The 15,734-nt window shown below is 70.0% G+C and carries 14 protein-coding genes; 13 read left to right on the top strand and 1 reads right to left on the bottom strand.

Annotation, left to right across the window (positions count from 1 at the left end; translation table 11 throughout):
* Window positions 1-40 precede the first annotated feature (40 nt).
* From ftsW to ACI2L3_RS19265, 9 genes are all read left to right on the top strand, one after another.
* Entirely contained in the window at window positions 41-1,351 is a 1,311-nt protein-coding gene (gene ftsW / locus ACI2L3_RS19305; protein WP_404753548.1) for a putative lipid II flippase FtsW, read from the top strand.
* Window positions 1,352-1,357: 6 nt separating this feature from the next.
* Window positions 1,358-2,452 carry an undecaprenyldiphospho-muramoylpentapeptide beta-N-acetylglucosaminyltransferase gene (gene murG, locus ACI2L3_RS19300; RefSeq protein WP_362992424.1) on the top strand — a complete coding sequence of 365 codons (1,095 nt, stop codon included), beginning with the start codon at window positions 1,358-1,360 and terminating at the stop codon, window positions 2,450-2,452.
* A gap of 14 nt (window positions 2,453-2,466) precedes the next feature.
* A complete protein-coding gene (locus tag ACI2L3_RS19295) occupies window positions 2,467-3,261 on the top strand; it encodes a cell division protein FtsQ/DivIB (RefSeq protein ID WP_404753547.1) in 795 nt (264 codons plus the stop codon).
* A 275-nt stretch (window positions 3,262-3,536) separates the two neighbouring features.
* A complete protein-coding gene (gene ftsZ / locus ACI2L3_RS19290) occupies window positions 3,537-4,775 on the top strand; it encodes a cell division protein FtsZ (RefSeq protein WP_404753546.1) in 1,239 nt (412 codons plus the stop codon).
* Complete coding sequence (gene pgeF, locus ACI2L3_RS19285) at window positions 4,772-5,503, top strand: peptidoglycan editing factor PgeF (protein ID WP_404753545.1); 732 nt, start codon at window positions 4,772-4,774, stop codon at window positions 5,501-5,503. The genes ftsZ and pgeF overlap by 4 nt, the downstream gene beginning before the upstream one ends.
* Window positions 5,504-5,509: 6 nt before the next feature.
* Complete coding sequence (locus ACI2L3_RS19280; protein WP_404753544.1) at window positions 5,510-6,229, top strand: YggS family pyridoxal phosphate-dependent enzyme; 720 nt, start codon at window positions 5,510-5,512, stop codon at window positions 6,227-6,229.
* 125 nt (window positions 6,230-6,354) lie between these two features.
* The gene (locus tag ACI2L3_RS19275) at window positions 6,355-6,990 is read left to right on the top strand and encodes a cell division protein SepF (protein WP_404753543.1); all 636 of its coding nucleotides are present in this window, start codon (window positions 6,355-6,357) and stop codon (window positions 6,988-6,990) included.
* Window positions 6,991-7,070: 80 nt separating this feature from the next.
* Window positions 7,071-7,355 carry a YggT family protein gene (locus ACI2L3_RS19270; RefSeq protein ID WP_150166801.1) on the top strand — a complete coding sequence of 95 codons (285 nt, stop codon included), beginning with the start codon at window positions 7,071-7,073 and terminating at the stop codon, window positions 7,353-7,355.
* Window positions 7,356-7,413: 58 nt separating this feature from the next.
* Window positions 7,414-8,529, top strand: a complete 1,116-nt coding sequence (locus ACI2L3_RS19265; RefSeq protein ID WP_404753542.1) for a DivIVA domain-containing protein — start codon at window positions 7,414-7,416, stop codon at window positions 8,527-8,529.
* A 154-nt stretch (window positions 8,530-8,683) separates the two neighbouring features.
* On the opposite strand, the gene ileS is transcribed toward ACI2L3_RS19265, so the two are convergent.
* Entirely contained in the window at window positions 8,684-11,830 is a 3,147-nt protein-coding gene (gene ileS, locus ACI2L3_RS19260) for an isoleucine--tRNA ligase (protein ID WP_404753541.1), read from the bottom strand.
* Between the two features lie 594 nt (window positions 11,831-12,424).
* On the opposite strand from ileS, the gene ACI2L3_RS19255 reads away from it, so the two are divergent.
* From ACI2L3_RS19255 to ACI2L3_RS19240, 4 genes are all read left to right on the top strand, one after another.
* Window positions 12,425-13,468, top strand: a complete 1,044-nt coding sequence (locus ACI2L3_RS19255; RefSeq protein WP_404753540.1) for a TraR/DksA family transcriptional regulator — start codon at window positions 12,425-12,427, stop codon at window positions 13,466-13,468.
* 78 nt (window positions 13,469-13,546) lie between these two features.
* A complete protein-coding gene (lspA, locus tag ACI2L3_RS19250) occupies window positions 13,547-14,188 on the top strand; it encodes a signal peptidase II (protein WP_404753539.1) in 642 nt (213 codons plus the stop codon).
* Between the two features lie 81 nt (window positions 14,189-14,269).
* A complete protein-coding gene (locus ACI2L3_RS19245) occupies window positions 14,270-15,211 on the top strand; it encodes an RluA family pseudouridine synthase (protein ID WP_404753538.1) in 942 nt (313 codons plus the stop codon).
* Window positions 15,208-15,684 (top strand): GNAT family N-acetyltransferase, encoded by a 477-nt coding sequence (locus ACI2L3_RS19240; protein WP_404753537.1) that lies wholly within the window; start codon window positions 15,208-15,210, stop codon window positions 15,682-15,684. The genes ACI2L3_RS19245 and ACI2L3_RS19240 overlap by 4 nt, the downstream gene beginning before the upstream one ends.
* Window positions 15,685-15,734: the final 50 nt, after the last annotated feature.

Here is a 15,734-nt window from a genome sequence, read left to right as displayed (position 1 = left end):
GCGCCCGGGCGGGCGCCGGGCACACCCTTGGGAGGGGAACGTGGCCAGGTCTTCCGTGCGGGTCGCCAAACGACCGGCTCCGGTACGCGCCAGAGGTGCCTCCCACCCCATGGGCGAGAGCGGTCCCCGGCGGCTCCTGAACAGGCTCCGCCGGGCGTGGGACCGGCCGCTCACCGCGTACTACCTCATCCTCGGCAGCAGCCTGCTGCTCACCGGGCTCGGCCTGGTGATGGTCTACTCGGCCTCGATGATCCAGGCGCTGCAGCTGGACCTGCCCGCCTCCTATTTCTTCCGCAAGCAGTTCGTGGCGGCCGTGCTCGGCGCGGGCCTGCTCCTGGCCGCCATGCGGATGCCCATCAAGCTGCACCGGGCGCTCGCCTATCCGATCCTCGCGGTGACCGTCTTCCTGATGGTCCTCGTGCAGGTCCCGGGGATAGGGCGCAGCGTCAACGGCAACCAGAACTGGATCTACCTGGGCGGCCCCTTCCAGCTCCAGCCCAGTGAGTTCGGCAAGCTCGCCCTGGTCCTGTGGGGCGCCGACCTGCTCGCACGCAAACACGACAAGCGGCTCCTCGCCCAGTGGAAGCACATGCTGGTGCCGCTCGTGCCGGTCGCCTTCATGCTGCTCGGACTCATCATGCTCGGCGGCGACATGGGCACCGCGATCATTCTCACCGCGATCCTCTTCGGCCTGCTCTGGCTCGCGGGAGCGCCCACCCGGCTCTTCGCCGGCGTGCTCGGCATCGCGGCGCTGCTCGGTGTGATCCTCATCAAGACCAGCCCCAACCGCATGGCCCGGCTCGCGTGCATCGGCGCCACGGAGCCCGGCCCCGGCGACCAGTGCTGGCAGGCCGTGCACGGGATCTACGCCCTGGCCTCCGGCGGATTCTTCGGTTCCGGACTCGGCGCGAGTGTGGAAAAATGGGGTCAACTTCCTGAACCCCACACGGACTTCATCTTCGCCATCACCGGGGAGGAACTCGGTCTGGCGGGGACACTGTCGGTGCTCGCCCTGTTCGCGGCTCTAGGCTATGCGGGTATCCGCGTGGCCGGACGCACGGAGGACCCCTTCGTGAGGTATGCCGCGGGAGGCGTGACCACCTGGATCACGGCGCAGGCCGTGATCAACGTCGGTGCGGTGCTCGGTCTGCTGCCGATCGCCGGTGTCCCGCTCCCGCTGTTCTCCTACGGGGGTTCGGCCCTGCTGCCGACCATGTTCGCCATCGGACTCCTCATCGCCTTCGCGCGATCGGACCCCGCGGCGAAGGCGGCCCTGGCCATGCGGCAACCTCGGGTGAGATGGAACACGATGCGACGGCGCGTCAAGGCGCGTTCGTCCGGAGAGCGGTGAATTTCGGTGCATGTCGTACTCGCCGGTGGGGGGACCGCCGGCCACATCGAGCCCGCGCTCGCCCTCGCGGACGCCCTGCGGAGGCAGGACCCGACCGTGGGCATCACGGCCCTGGGCACGGAGCGTGGACTCGAGACCCGGCTCGTACCCGAGCGGGGCTACGAACTCGCGCTGATCCCGGCCGTCCCGCTGCCGCGCAAGCCCACCCCTGAACTGATCACCGTCCCGGGGCGGCTGCGCGGCACCATCAAGGCGGCCGAGCAGATCCTGGAGCGCACCAAGGCGGACTGCGTCGTCGGCTTCGGCGGCTACGTGGCCCTGCCCGGCTACCTCGCGGCCAAGCGGACGGGCACGCCGATCGTGGTGCACGAGGCCAACGCGCGGCCCGGCCTCGCCAACAAGATCGGTTCTCGGTACGCCCACGGGGTGGCTGTCGCCACCCCCGACAGCAAGCTGCGCAACTCCCGCTACATCGGCATCCCGTTGCGGCACACCATCGCCACGCTCGACCGGGCCCGGGTCCGCCCGGAGGCGCGCGCCGCCTTCGGGCTCGACCCGAACCTGCCGACCCTGCTCGTCTCGGGCGGCTCGCAGGGCGCCCGGCGGCTCAACGAAGTCGTCCAGCAGGTCGCGCCGGTGCTCCAGCGGGCGGGCATCCAGATCCTGCACGCGGTCGGCCCGAAGAACGAATTGCCGCAGGTGCACCAGATGCCGGGGATGCCCCCGTACATCCCGGTACCGTACGTGGACCGGATGGACCTCGCGTACGCCGCTGCCGACATGATGCTCTGCCGCGCGGGCGCGATGACCGTGGCCGAACTCTCCGCCGTCGGGCTGCCCGCCGCGTACGTCCCGCTGCCGATCGGCAACGGCGAACAGCGGCTCAACGCCCAGCCGGTGGTCAAGGCCGGCGGCGGACTCCTCGTCGACGACGCGGAACTGACGCCCGAGTGGGTCCAGGGCAACGTCCTGCCCGTGCTGGCCGACCCGCACCGGCTGTACGAGATGTCCCGCGCGGCCTCGGAGTTCGGCCGCAGGGACGCCGACGACCTCCTCGTCGGCATGGTGTACGAGGCGATTGCGTCACGCCGTAACGCGTGAGAAGGCAGGGGACCGTGGCCGGACCGACCACCGCCGAACGACGGCAGCAGAAGAAGTCCGGCCCGCCCCGCCCGCAGCGCACCCGCCGCGTCCGGCTGCCGCGTTCGCGCACCCTGGTCGCCGTCCTGGCGCTCGGCGCGCTGCTCGGCGCCGGCGGGCTCTGGGCGCTCTATGGCTCGCAGTGGCTGCGCCTGGAGCGCGTGACGACCTCGGGAACCCGCGTCCTGACCCCCGAGGAAGTGCGCGAGGCGGCCGGCGCACCCGTCGGGGAACCACTGATTTCGGTCGACACGGAAGCCATCGAAGACCGGCTGCGCTCGAAATTGCCCCGAATTGACTCGGTTGACGTCGTCCGGTCGTGGCCGCACGGAATCGGACTCGAAGTGACGGAGCGCAAGCCGGTTCTCCTTCTCGAAAAGGGCGGAAAGTTCGTCGAAGTGGACGCCGAGGGAGTGCGATTCGCCACGGTCGAGCGTGCGCCCAAGGGGGTGCCGGAGCTCGAATTGGCGCTGGACCGGGAGAGCGGAGCGGCCAGTCTGCGCCGGTTCGGCACCGACCGGCTGCTGCGCGAGGCGGTGCGGGTCGCCGGTGACCTGCCCGAAGCGGTGGCCCGCGACACCCGGAGCCTCAAGGTCCGCTCGTACGACTCCATCTCGCTGGAGTTGAGCGGTGAGCGCACCGTCGACTGGGGCAGCGCCGAGAAGGGGCGGTCCAAGGCCACTACCCTCATCGCGCTGATGAAAGCGGCTCCCAAGGCACGGCACTTCGACGTGAGCGTCCCCACCGCGCCTGCGTCAGCGGGGAGTTGACGCATATCGTCGCAGGCCAGCACCCTGGTTCGGCAGCGCTACGGCTGATCACATAGGGTGAAAAGAAAAACGGGAGGTTCGGCGTGTTCGTTGAACGTGCGCCACTTGTCGACTTAGTGTCCTGTTCGGAAGAGTCCAAGGAACAGACACACTGGTAACCCTAAACTTCAGCGTTAGGGTTCGGGTCGGCGTTCGGACCGTCCCATTCGGCATCAGTCGCCGCATCGCATCGATGCGAAACGGCGACACGTAACTCGAGGCGAGAGGCCTTCGACGTGGCAGCACCGCAGAACTACCTCGCAGTCATCAAAGTCATCGGTGTCGGCGGCGGTGGTGTCAATGCCATCAACCGGATGATCGAGGTCGGTCTCAAGGGCGTCGAGTTCATCGCCATCAACACCGACGCGCAAGCCCTGTTGATGAGCGACGCCGACGTCAAGCTCGACGTCGGCCGTGAACTCACCCGCGGCCTCGGCGCCGGCGCCAACCCGGCCGTCGGCCGCAAGGCCGCAGAGGACCACCGCGAGGAGATCGAGGAGGTCCTCAAGGGGGCCGACATGGTCTTCGTCACCGCCGGCGAAGGCGGCGGCACCGGCACCGGCGGCGCACCCGTCGTCGCCAACATCGCGCGCTCGCTCGGCGCCCTCACCATCGGCGTGGTCACCCGGCCGTTCACCTTCGAGGGCCGCCGCCGCGCCAACCAGGCCGAGGACGGCATCGCGGAGCTGCGCGAAGAGGTCGACACCCTCATCGTCATCCCCAACGACCGGCTGCTCTCCATCTCGGACCGGCAGGTCTCCGTCCTCGACGCCTTCAAGTCGGCGGACCAGGTCCTGCTCTCCGGTGTCCAGGGCATCACCGACCTCATCACCACCCCCGGCCTGATCAACCTCGACTTCGCCGACGTGAAGTCGGTCATGTCCGAGGCCGGTTCGGCGCTCATGGGCATCGGCTCCGCCCGCGGCGACGACCGCGCGGTGGCCGCCGCCGAGATGGCGATCTCCTCGCCGCTCCTCGAGGCGTCCATCGACGGCGCCCGCGGCGTGCTGCTCTCCATCTCCGGCGGCTCGGACCTCGGCCTCTTCGAGATCAACGAAGCGGCCCAACTGGTCAGCGAGGCCGCCCACCCCGAGGCCAACATCATCTTCGGCGCGGTCATCGACGACGCGCTCGGTGACGAGGTCAGGGTCACCGTCATCGCGGCGGGCTTCGACGGCGGCCAGCCACCGTCCAAGCGGGACAACGTCCTCGGCTCGGCCTCCTCGGGAACGCCCAAGCGCGAGGAGCCCGCACCGTCCTCGGCAACGTCCCGCCCTGCCGAATCGTCCCGCCCGTCCTTCGGCAGCCTCGGCAGCGTCACCCCGCGCGACGAGCCCTCGGCCCCGGAGCCCGCGGAGCCGGCCCCGGTGAGCGAGGCCCCGTCCGCGCCGTCGGCCCCGCCGCAGGTGCCGCCGGCCCGTCCCTACCAGGACAGCCAGGCCGAAGAGCTGGACGTGCCGGACTTCTTGAAGTGATAAGCGAGCACAGCACCGCGAGCGGCGCGCACTTCGCCTTCACCGACAGGTGGGGCGGGGTGAGCGCCGTTCCGTACGAAGAGCTCAATCTCGGCGGCGCGGTCGGCGACGACCCCGAGGCCGTGCGCACCAACCGCGCGCTGGCCGCCAAGTCCCTCGACATCGACCCGTCCATGGTCGTCTGGATGAACCAGGTGCACGGCCGCGACGTCGCCGTGGTCGACGGGCCCTGGGGTTCCGATGCCGAGGTCCCGGCCGTCGACGCGGTGGTGACCGCACGCAGGGGCCTCGCCCTCGCCGTCCTCACCGCCGACTGCACGCCCGTCCTGCTCGCCGACCCGGTGGCAGGGGTCGCGGCCGCGGCGCACGCGGGCCGTCCCGGCATGGTGGCCGGGGTCGTGCCCGCCGCCGTCGAAGCGATGGTGGAGCTCGGCGCGGACCCCGGGCGCATCGTCGCCCGCACCGGCCCCGCCGTCTGCGGGCGTTGTTACGAAGTGCCGGAGGCGATGCGCGCCGATGTCGCCGCCGTCGAGCCGGCGGCGTACGCCGGGACGAGTTGGGGTACGCCCGCGGTCGACGTGACCGCCGGGGTGCACGCCCAACTGGAGCGGCTCGGGGTGTGCGACCGGGAGCAGTCGCCGGTGTGCACGCTGGAATCCGGTGACCATTTCTCGTACCGCCGCGACCGGACCACCGGTCGTCTCGCGGGCTATGTCTGGCTGGACTGATAGGGCATGACGGAGCGTAAGTCTCAACTCGCCGCAAATCTGGCGAAGGTCGAGGAGCGCATCGCCGCGGCGTGCGCGGCGGCCGGGCGCAAGCGGGAAGAAGTGACCCTGATCGTGGTCACGAAGACCTATCCGGCCGGCGATGTGCGGATTCTCTCGGAACTCGGTGTGCGGCACGTCGCGGAGAACCGTGACCAGGACGCGGCGCCGAAGGCCGCGGAGTGCGCGGATCTGCCCCTCACATGGCACTTCGTCGGTCAGCTGCAGACCAACAAAGTCCGTTCCGTTGCCGGTTATGCCGATCTGGTGCAGTCCGTGGATCGTCCCAAGCTCGTCACAGCTCTCTCGACGGCCGCGGTGCGCGCCGGGCGTGAACTCGGCTGTCTGATCCAGGTCGCGCTCGACGCCGAGGAGAACGGGCGGGGCGAGCGCGGCGGCGTGGGCCCCGGCGGAATCGAAGAGTTGGCCGAGCTGGTGGCGGGGGCGCCGGGGCTGCGGCTCGATGGTCTGATGACCGTAGCGCCGCTGACCGGACCGTACGCGGGACGGCAACAGGCGGCGTTCGAGCGGCTGATGGAATTCTCAACCCTCATGCGCGCGGCTCATCCGGCTGCGAACATGGTGTCGGCAGGGATGAGTGCGGACCTCGAACAGGCTGTGGCGGCCGGAGCGACACATGTGCGCGTCGGTACGGCGGTACTCGGAGTCCGACCCGGGCTCGGGTAACGTCGCCAAGAAGTCGGACCACAGCAGAAAATATGGTCATTCTCGCTGTTGGGGCGGGGATACCTCGTGGATCGCGGGCAGTTGACGACGACAGCCGATCCACCACAGAGCGGAGGACTCAGAGCATGGCCGGCGCGATGCGCAAGATGGCGGTCTACCTCGGCCTCGTGGAGGACGATGGGTACGACGGTCCGGGGTTCGACCCCGATGACGAGTTCGAACCCGAGCCGGAGCCCGAGCGCGACCGCAGGAGGCACGAACCGCCGCATCAGTCGCACCAGTCCCATCAGTCACAACGGGATGAATCGGTACGAGTGGTGCAGCCGCCCGCCCCGCGCGAGCCGGCGGCCCATTCCGCTTCGGCAGTCGCGGAATCCGGACGTCCGGCGCGAATCGCCCCCGTGGCATCCATCACACCTGAACGCCAGAGCCTGGAGAAGAACGCACCGGTGATCATGCCCAAGGTCGTGTCCGAGCGGGAGCCCTACCGCATCACCACATTGCACCCCCGGACCTACAACGAGGCCCGTACCATCGGGGAACACTTCCGTGAAGGCACCCCGGTGATCATGAATCTGACCGAGATGGATGACACGGACGCGAAGCGACTTGTCGACTTTGCGGCCGGTTTGGTCTTCGGCCTGCATGGCAGCATTGAACGAGTGACGCAGAAGGTGTTCCTGTTGTCGCCTGCTAACGTCGATGTAACGGCGGAGGACAAGGCTCGCATCGCAGAGGGCGGGTTCTTCAACCAGAGCTGAGACGCAGTGATGCAGTAGTTGCCGTAGACGCAGTACCGGAACGACGAAGTACGAGTAACAGGGGAGAGGGAACCGCGAACATGAGCGTGGTCGTGCAGGTGCTTTACATCGCGCTGATGTGCTTCCTCATCGTGCTGATCTTCCGGCTGGTCATGGACTACGTCTTCCAGTTCGCCCGCTCATGGCAACCCGGCAAGCCGATGGTGGTCGTTCTGGAGGCCACCTACACTGTCACTGATCCACCGCTCAAGCTCCTGCGGCGGTTCATTCCGCCGCTGCGTCTCGGGGGCGTGGCGCTCGACCTGTCCTTCTTCGTACTGATGATCATCGTCTACATCCTGATCCACATCGTGAGTCAGCTGTGATGAGTGCGATGTCTAATACGGTCTTGCCGAATGCCGACGACTACGTTGAGGTGAAGAGATGCCGTTGACCCCCGAGGACGTGCGGAACAAACAGTTCACGACCGTCCGCCTCCGAGAAGGCTATGACGAGGACGAGGTCGATGCCTTCCTCGATGAGGTCGAAGCCGAACTGACCCGCCTGCTCCGCGAGAACGAGGACCTGCGCGCCAAGCTGGCCGCGGCCACTCGTGCCGCCGCGCAGAACCAGCAGCAGGGCGGGATGCGCAAGGGCCCCGACGGGCCGCCGCAGGACCAGCGCGGTCCGGGCGCCCCCGTGCCCGCCGCAATATCAGGTCCGCAGCCGGTGCCGCCGCACCAGCAGCAGCAGATGGGTGGCCCCATGGGCGGCCCGCCTCAGCTGCCCGGTGGCGCGCCGCAGCTGCCCGCAGGCCCCAGCGGCCACGGCCAGGGACACGGCCCCCAGGGCGGTCCGCAGGGTCCGGGACCGATGGGTCAGGGTCCGATGGGCGGTCCCATGGGTGGCCCCATGGGCGGTCACGGTCCGCAGATGCCGCAGCCCGGTCAGGGCCCCGGTGGCGACAGCGCCGCCCGTGTGCTCTCCCTGGCGCAGCAGACCGCCGACCAGGCGATCGCGGAGGCCCGTTCCGAGGCCAACAAGATCGTCGGCGAGGCGCGTTCGCGCGCCGAGGGCCTCGAGCGTGACGCCCGTGCCAAGGCCGACGCCCTGGAGCGGGACGCGCAGGAGAAGCACCGCGTCGCGATGGGCTCCCTGGAGTCCGCCCGCGCCACGCTGGAGCGCAAGGTCGAGGACCTGCGCGGCTTCGAGCGCGAGTACCGCACGCGTCTGAAGTCCTACCTGGAGTCGCAGCTGCGCCAGCTGGAGACCCAGGCCGACGACTCGCTGGCCCCGCCGCGTACGCCGGCCACCGCCTCGCTGCCGCCGTCCCCGGCGCCGTCGATGGCTCCGGCCGGTGCGGGTGCCCCGTCGTACGGCGGCAACCAGTCGATGGGCGGTGGCAACCAGCAGAACGGCGGCCCGTCCTACGGCGGCCAGCAGCAGATGTCGCCGGCGATGACCCAGCCGATGGCGCCGGTGCGGCCGCAGGGCCAGCAGCCGATGCAGCAGGCTCCGTCGCCGATGCGTGGCTTCCTCATCGACGAGGACGACAACTGACGGGCGTTTCCACGCCTTAGGCGTCGGCAGCGTTCAGGGCCGGGCCCCCGGATTTTCCGGGGGCCCGGCCCTTTGCCGTACGTGGGTGGGCAACGCGGAAGGCCCGGTCCCGCCAGGATCTCTGGCGGGACCGGGCCTTCTGGTTTCCGGAGTGCTACGCCTTGCGGAGGCGGAACGTCAGCTTCAGGGAGTCATCCGTGAACGGCTGTCCGAACGTGTCGTCCGCGTCACCCTGTGCGAAGTCGGTCGCGAGCACCTCGTCCGCGATGAGCTCGGCGTGCTCGGACAGGGCCGTCTCCACCGCCGGGTCCGCCGAGGCCCAGCGCAGGGCGATCCGGTCGGCGACGTCCAGGCCGCTGTTCTTGCGGGCTTCCTGGATCAGCCGGATCGCGTCACGGGCCAGGCCCGCGCGGCGCAGCTCCTCGGTGATCTCCAGGTCCAGGGCGACCGTGGCGCCGGACTCGGACGCCACCGACCAGCCCTCGCGCGGGGTCTCCGTGATGATGACCTCGTCCGGGGCCAGCGTCACCGTCTCGCCGTCGACCTCGACCGACGCCGTGCCCTCGGGCAGGGCCAGGGAGAGCGCGGCCGCGTCGGCCTCGGCGACGGCCTTGGCGACCGCCTGGACGCCCTTGCCGAACCGCTTGCCGAGCGCCCGGAAGTTGGCCTTGGCCGTGGTGTCGACCAGCGAACCGCCGACTTCGGAGAGTGACGCCAGCGAGGAGACGTTGAGCTCCTCGGTGATCTGGGCGTGCAGCTCAGGGTTGAGCGACTCGAAGCCCGTGGCCGCGATCAGCGCGCGGGAGAGCGGCTGGCGGGTCTTGACGCCCGACTCAGCGCGCGTGGCACGGCCGAGCTCGACGAGGCGGCGTACGAGCACCATCTGCTGCGACAGCTCCGGGTCGATGGCGGAGAGGTCCGCCTCCGGCCAGGAGGTGAGGTGCACGGACTCCGGGGCGTCGGGGGTGACCGGCACGATCAGGTCCTGCCAGACACGCTCCGTGATGAACGGCGTCAGCGGGGCCATCAGGCGCGTGACCGTCTCGACGACCTCATGCAGGGTGCGCAGGGCCGCCTTGTCGCCCTGCCAGAAGCGGCGGCGGGAGCGGCGCACGTACCAGTTGGAGAGGTTGTCGACGAAGACGGACAGGAGCTTGCCCGCGCGCTGGGTGTCGTAGCTCTCCAGGGCCTGGGTGACCTGGTCGGTGAGCGCGTGCAGCTCGCTGAGCAGCCAGCGGTCCAGGACCGGGCGGTCGGCGGGCGCCGGGTCGGCGTCGCTGGGGGCCCATTTCGACGTACGGGCGTAGAGCGCCTGGAAGGCGACCGTGTTCCAGTACGTGAGGAGCGTCTTGCGGACGACCTCCTGGATGGTGCCGTGGCCGACGCGGCGGGCCGCCCAGGGGGAGCCGCCGGCCGCCATGAACCAGCGGACCGCGTCGGCGCCGTGCTGGTCCATGAGCGGGATGGGCTGGAGGATGTTGCCCAGGTGCTTGGACATCTTGCGGCCGTCCTCGGCGAGGATGTGGCCGAGGCAGACCACGTTCTCGTAGGACGACTTGTCGAAGACCAGGGTGCCGACGGCCATCAGCGTGTAGAACCAGCCGCGGGTCTGGTCGATGGCCTCCGAGATGAACTGCGCCGGGTAGCGGCTCTCGAAGAGCTCCTTGTTCTTGTACGGGTAGCCCCACTGCGCGAACGGCATCGAGCCCGAGTCGTACCAGGCGTCGATGACCTCCGGCACGCGCGTCGCCGTGCTGGAGCAGCCCTCCTGGGGGCACGTGAAGGTGATCGCGTCGATGAAGGGGCGGTGCGGGTCCAGGGAGGACTGGTCGGTGCCCGTCAGGTCGGACAGCTCGGCGCGGGAGCCGACGCAGGTGAGGTGGTCCTCCTCGCAGCGCCAGATGGGCAGCGGGGTGCCCCAGTAGCGGTTGCGGGACAGCGCCCAGTCGACGTTGTTGGTCAGCCAGTCGCCGAAGCGGCCGTGCTTGACCGAGTCGGGGAACCAGTTGGTCTTCTCGTTCTCCTGGAGGAGGCGGTCCTTGATGGCCGTGGTGCGGATGTACCAGGACGGCTGCGCGTAGTAGAGCAGCGCCGTGTGGCAGCGCCAGCAGTGCGGGTAGCTGTGCTCGTACGCGATGTGCTTGAAGAGCAGACCGCGGTCGGCCAGGTCCTTGGTCAGGCTTTCGTCCGCCTTCTTAAAGAAGACGCCGCCTACAAGGGGGACGTTCTCTTCGAAGGTGCCGTCAGGGCGGACCGGGTTGACGACCGGCAGGCCGTACGAGCGGCAGACCTTGAGGTCGTCCTCACCGAAGGCGGGGGACTGGTGGACGAGGCCGGTGCCGTCCTCCGTGGTGACGTACTCGGCGTTGACGACGTAGTGCGCCGGCTCGGGGAACTCCACGAGCTCGAACGGACGTTGGTAGTTCCAGCGCTCCATCTCGGCGCCGGTGAAGGTCTGGCCGGTCGTCTCCCATCCCTCGCCGAGGGCCTTCTCGACGAGCGGCTGGGCGACGACGAGCTTCTCCTCACCGTTCGTCGCGACGACATAGGTGACGTCGGGGTGCGCGGCGACGGCGGTGTTGGAGACGAGGGTCCAGGGGGTCGTCGTCCAGACCAGGAGGGCGGCCTCGCCCGCGAGGGGACCGGAGGTGAGGGGGAAACGGACGTAGACGGACGGGTCCACGACCGTCTCGTAGCCCTGCGCCAGCTCGTGGTCGGAGAGGCCCGTGCCGCAGCGGGGGCACCAGGGGGCGACGCGGTGGTCCTGGACGAGGAGGTCCTTGTTGAAGATCTCCTTCAGGGACCACCAGACCGAGTCGACGTACTCCGGGTTCATCGTGCGGTACGCGTCGTCGAGGTCGACCCAGTAGCCCATGCGGGTCGTCAGCTCGGCGAAGGCGTCGGTGTGCCGGGTCACGGACTCGCGGCACTTGGCGTTGAACTCGGCGATGCCGTACGCCTCGATGTCCTTCTTGCCGTTGAACCCGAGCTCCTTCTCGACGGCGAGCTCCACCGGCAGGCCGTGGCAGTCCCAGCCGGCCTTGCGGGCCACGTGGTAGCCGCGCATGGTGCGGAAGCGGGGGAAGACGTCCTTGAAGACGCGGGCCTCGATGTGGTGGGCACCGGGCATGCCGTTGGCGGTCGGCGGGCCCTCGTAGAACACCCACTCGGGGCGGCCCTCGGACTGCTCGAGGCTCTTGGCGAAGATCTTCTGCTCGCGCCAGAAGTCGAGCACGGCGTGCTCGAGGGCGGGCAGGTCGACCTGGGCGGGCACCTGACGGTACTGCGGCGGCGTATTCAACGAAGTCCTCCGGCGGATGTGCTGCCTTCCGTCGGAGGGACGAGAGCCGTGTGCGCCTCGTGCGGCGCGCTCCCGCGGTACCACCCTCCTTGGCCCTCCGGAACGGGGTCTGTGCCGGTGAGCCCCCTCATTGGGGTCGCGATACCGGGTCTACTGACCTCCGCCCGAGGGCTTCGGCGTTCTTCCGGCGGCTCCGAGGTGATCTTCACGTCGCGCTCGCCCCCGGGCTCACACCGTCCCCGGGTCGCTCATGGCTGCGTACGCCGCTACTCGTCCCCATCCACGCTTCTCGCTGCCGCCCAGTGTACGGCGCCCGGTACGGGGCGGCCGACCGCTTTTCCGGGAGTCCTGGGGCGGGTGGGGGAGAAGGTGACGACTGACCCGAATGGCGACATGCGGGACGGGCGGATCCGGGCGTGCGTCCACCGGCGGATTACCCGCCGGGGAGTTGGGCACAACGCATGCAGACTCGCCGCGCGGCACCCGTGGGGCGGGCGGATCAGGCGGCGTGCCCCGTTGCCGCGGGCTTGGAGTCGATTTATCGTCCCAGCACGATTCGCGAGCAAGATCACAATATGTGAAGGGGCCGCGGCCATGGTGGCGAAGAAGACCGCCGTACAGCAGTCGGCGTCCGGCAGATCCACCGGCGCGGGGGCGGCGTCCGACGCCGAAGGGACGGTGCGGGGGGAGAAGGCAGCGGCGAAGAAGGCGGTGGGCAAGAAGGCCGCCGTCAAGAAGGCGGTGGCCAAGAAGGTCGCCGCGAAGAAGGCGGTGGCGAAGAAGGCGGTGATGGGGGAGCCGGTGAGGGCGGCCGCGGCCGAGCACGCCACCGCTGCCGAGCATGAGGCGGCCTCTGCAAAGAAGGCCCCTGCGAAGAAGGTCCCCGCAAAGAAGGCTCCGGCGAAAAAGGCATCGGCGAAAAAGGCGCCGGGCCCGGTCAAGAAGACCGCCGCCGAGGAGGCCCAGGAGGCGGAGACCGAGGCGGGCCCTGAGAGCGCTGCCAAGGAGCACTCGACGGCGAAAAGCACCGCCAAGAAGAGCGCGGCCAAGAAGAGCGCGACCGGGCGGAGCACGGACAACGGAACGGCCGCGTCCGCGGCCGAGGATGCGGCTGAGGCCGCGGAGACGACGGGAGCCACGACGGTGGTTGCGAAGAAGACTCCGGGCACGGCGACAGCGGCGAAGCAGCCCGCGGCGGCACCCAAGGCGGTGCCCAAGGCGCGTGGCGCGGCGGCGGAGCCCGGCGAGCTCGCGGTACGGCCGGGCGAGGACCCCTGGACCCCGGAAGAGGTCGCGGAGGCCCGCACCGAGCTCCAGAGCGAGGCGCTGCGGCTGGGCAGCGAGATCGCGGTCTCCGAGGACGCCCTCGCCGGGCTGATGCGGGACTCCGGTGACGGGGCCGGCGACGACGAGGCGGACACCGGCACGAAGAACATCACGCGGGAACACGAGATGTCGCTGGCCGCCAACGCGCGCGAGATGCTGGAGCAGACCGAGCGCGCCCTGGAGCGCCTCGACGCCGGGACGTACGGCCTCTGCGAGAACTGCGGCAATCCCATCGGCAAGGCGCGCATGCAGGCCTTCCCGCGCGCGACGCTGTGCGTGGAGTGCAAGCAGAAGCAGGAGCGGCGCTACTGACCGCGGCCTGGGAGCCGGGGACCGTACGTGTGTGCCGTACCCTCGTCCCCAGTCAGGTACCTAGGTTGAGGGACTCACGTGGCAGAGGCGGAGCGCATCATCGGTACGCCGGACATCCCTGAGGCAGCCGGGGACGAGTCGGCGCAGTCCGGTTCGGACTCCGAGGAGACTTCCGAGGAGACGGCGGCCGGCGGTCAGGACGGGCAGCGGGACGAGGCCGGGCCCGGCGGCAGGGGCAAGCGCAAGATCGCCGTGCTGTTCTCGGTGGCCGTCGTCGCGTACGCCCTGGACCTGGTCAGCAAGATGATCGTGGTGGCGAAGCTGGAGCACCACGACTCGATCGAGCTGATCGGCGACTGGCTCCGCCTCTCCGCCATCCGGAACGCGGGCGCGGCCTTCGGCTTCGGCGAGGCCTTCACGGTGATCTTCACCTGCATCGCCGCGGCGGTCATCGTGGTGATCGCCCGGCTCGCCCGCAAGCTGTACAGCCTGCCCTGGGCGATCGCGCTCGGCCTGCTGCTCGGCGGGGCGCTGGGCAACCTCACCGATCGCCTGTTCCGCTCGCCCGGCGTCTTCAAGGGTGCGGTCGTCGACTTCATCGCCCCGAAGGGCTTCGCGGTCTTCAACCTCGCGGACTCGGCGATCGTCTGCGGCGGCATCCTGATCGTGCTGCTGTCCTTCCGCGGCCTCGACCCGGACGGCACCGTCCACAAGGACTGAGGACTCAGGACTGAGGCCCCACAGGACCCCCGCGGTGCCCTGTGGTGCGGGAGTGTCGGTGCGCTCCTGCATACTCAATGGGTGAGCACGATTCCCGAGATCCGTACCCTGCCCGTGCCGGACGGCCTTGAGGGCGAGCGCGTCGACGCCGCCATCTCGCGCATGTTCGGGTTCTCCCGTACGAAGGCCGCCGAGCTCGCCGCGGCGGGGAAGGTCTCGGTCGACGGCTCGGTGGTCGGCAAGTCCGAGCGGGTGCACGGCGGCGCCTGGCTGGAAGTGGAGATGCCGCAGGCACCCGCTCCGGTGCAGGTCGTCGCCGAGCCCGTCGAGGGCATGGAGATCGTGCATGACGACGACGACATCGTCGTGATCGTCAAGCCGGTCGGCGTGGCCGCGCACCCGAGCCCGGGCTGGACCGGGACGACGGTGATCGGCGGCCTCGCGGCGGCCGGGTACCGCATCTCCACCTCCGGCGCCGCCGAGCGCCAGGGCATCGTGCACCGTCTCGACGTCGGCACGTCCGGCCTGATGGTGGTCGCCAAGTCGGAGCGTGCGTACACGTCGCTGAAGCGCCAGTTCAAGGAGCGCACGGTCGACAAGCGGTACAACGCGCTGGTGCAGGGCCACCCCGACCCGATGAGCGGCACCATCGACGCCCCCATCGGCCGCCACCCGAACCACGACTACAAGTGGGCGGTCACGGCCGAGGGCAAGCCCTCCGTGACGCACTACGACCTCATCGAGGCGTTCCGCGCGGCCTCCCTGCTCGACATCAAGCTGGAGACGGGCCGCACCCACCAGATCCGCGTGCACATGTCGGCCCACCGGCACCCGTGCGTGGGCGACCTGACGTACGGCGCGGACCCGACGCTCGGCAAGCGCCTCGGCCTCACGCGCCAGTGGCTGCACGCGGTCCGGCTCGGCTTCGAGCACCCGGGCGACGGCCAGTGGGTCGAGTACGAGAGCGGCTACCCCGACGACCTCCAGCTGGCGCTCGACCGGGTGCGCGCGGAGAGCTCGTGACCGCTGCGAAGGTGACCGTCCGGGTCGCCCGGGACACGGACGACCTGGAGGCCTGTTTCGCGGTCCGCAAGGACGTCTTCGTGGCCGAGCAGCGGGTGCCCGAGGAGCTCGAGTACGACGCGTACGACGCCGGGGCGGTGCACGTCCTTGCCGTGGGCGAGGACGGCGTTCCGCTGGGCACGGGCCGGCTCCTGACCGGGGCCGCCGCGGCGGCGAAGAACGGCGGCGACGCCGGAGTGGGCGCCCTCGGCCGGCTCGCGGTGACGCGGTCCGCGCGCGGACTCGGCGTGGGAGCCGCCCTGGTCGCGGCCATCGAGGGCGCGGCACGCGCGCGTGGCCTGACAGCGGTCGACCTGCACGCGCAGACGCACGCCCTGGGTTTCTACGAACGCCTGGGGTACGAGGCGTACGGGCCGGAGTTCCCCGACGCGGGCATCCCGCACCGAGCGATGCGCAAGTCGCTGGGCGAGTAGCGTGGCAGGGTTGAGGTCTTGATCGTCCAAGCCTCGACCGCCGGAGGACA

Origin of the sequence: Streptomyces sp. NPDC029674 (assembly GCF_044903205.1) — a bacterium.
Lineage (GTDB): Bacteria > Actinomycetota > Actinomycetes > Streptomycetales > Streptomycetaceae > Streptomyces.
Note: the sequence above shows the minus strand (reverse complement) of the source record. Positions and strands in the feature narration are given on the sequence as shown.

What these genes read in the sequence shown, in the direction of transcription:
- ACI2L3_RS19280 (WP_404753544.1), top strand. Translation starts at nt 5,510, where the DNA reads ATGACGGAGCGTAAGTCTCAACTCGCCGCAAATCTGGCGAAGGTCGAG.
- ACI2L3_RS19275 (WP_404753543.1), top strand. Translation starts at nt 6,355, where the DNA reads ATGGCCGGCGCGATGCGCAAGATGGCGGTCTACCTCGGCCTCGTGGAG.
- ACI2L3_RS19270 (WP_150166801.1), top strand. Translation starts at nt 7,071, where the DNA reads ATGAGCGTGGTCGTGCAGGTGCTTTACATCGCGCTGATGTGCTTCCTC.
- ACI2L3_RS19265 (WP_404753542.1), top strand. Translation starts at nt 7,414, where the DNA reads ATGCCGTTGACCCCCGAGGACGTGCGGAACAAACAGTTCACGACCGTC.
- ACI2L3_RS19255 (WP_404753540.1), top strand. Translation starts at nt 12,425, where the DNA reads ATGGTGGCGAAGAAGACCGCCGTACAGCAGTCGGCGTCCGGCAGATCC.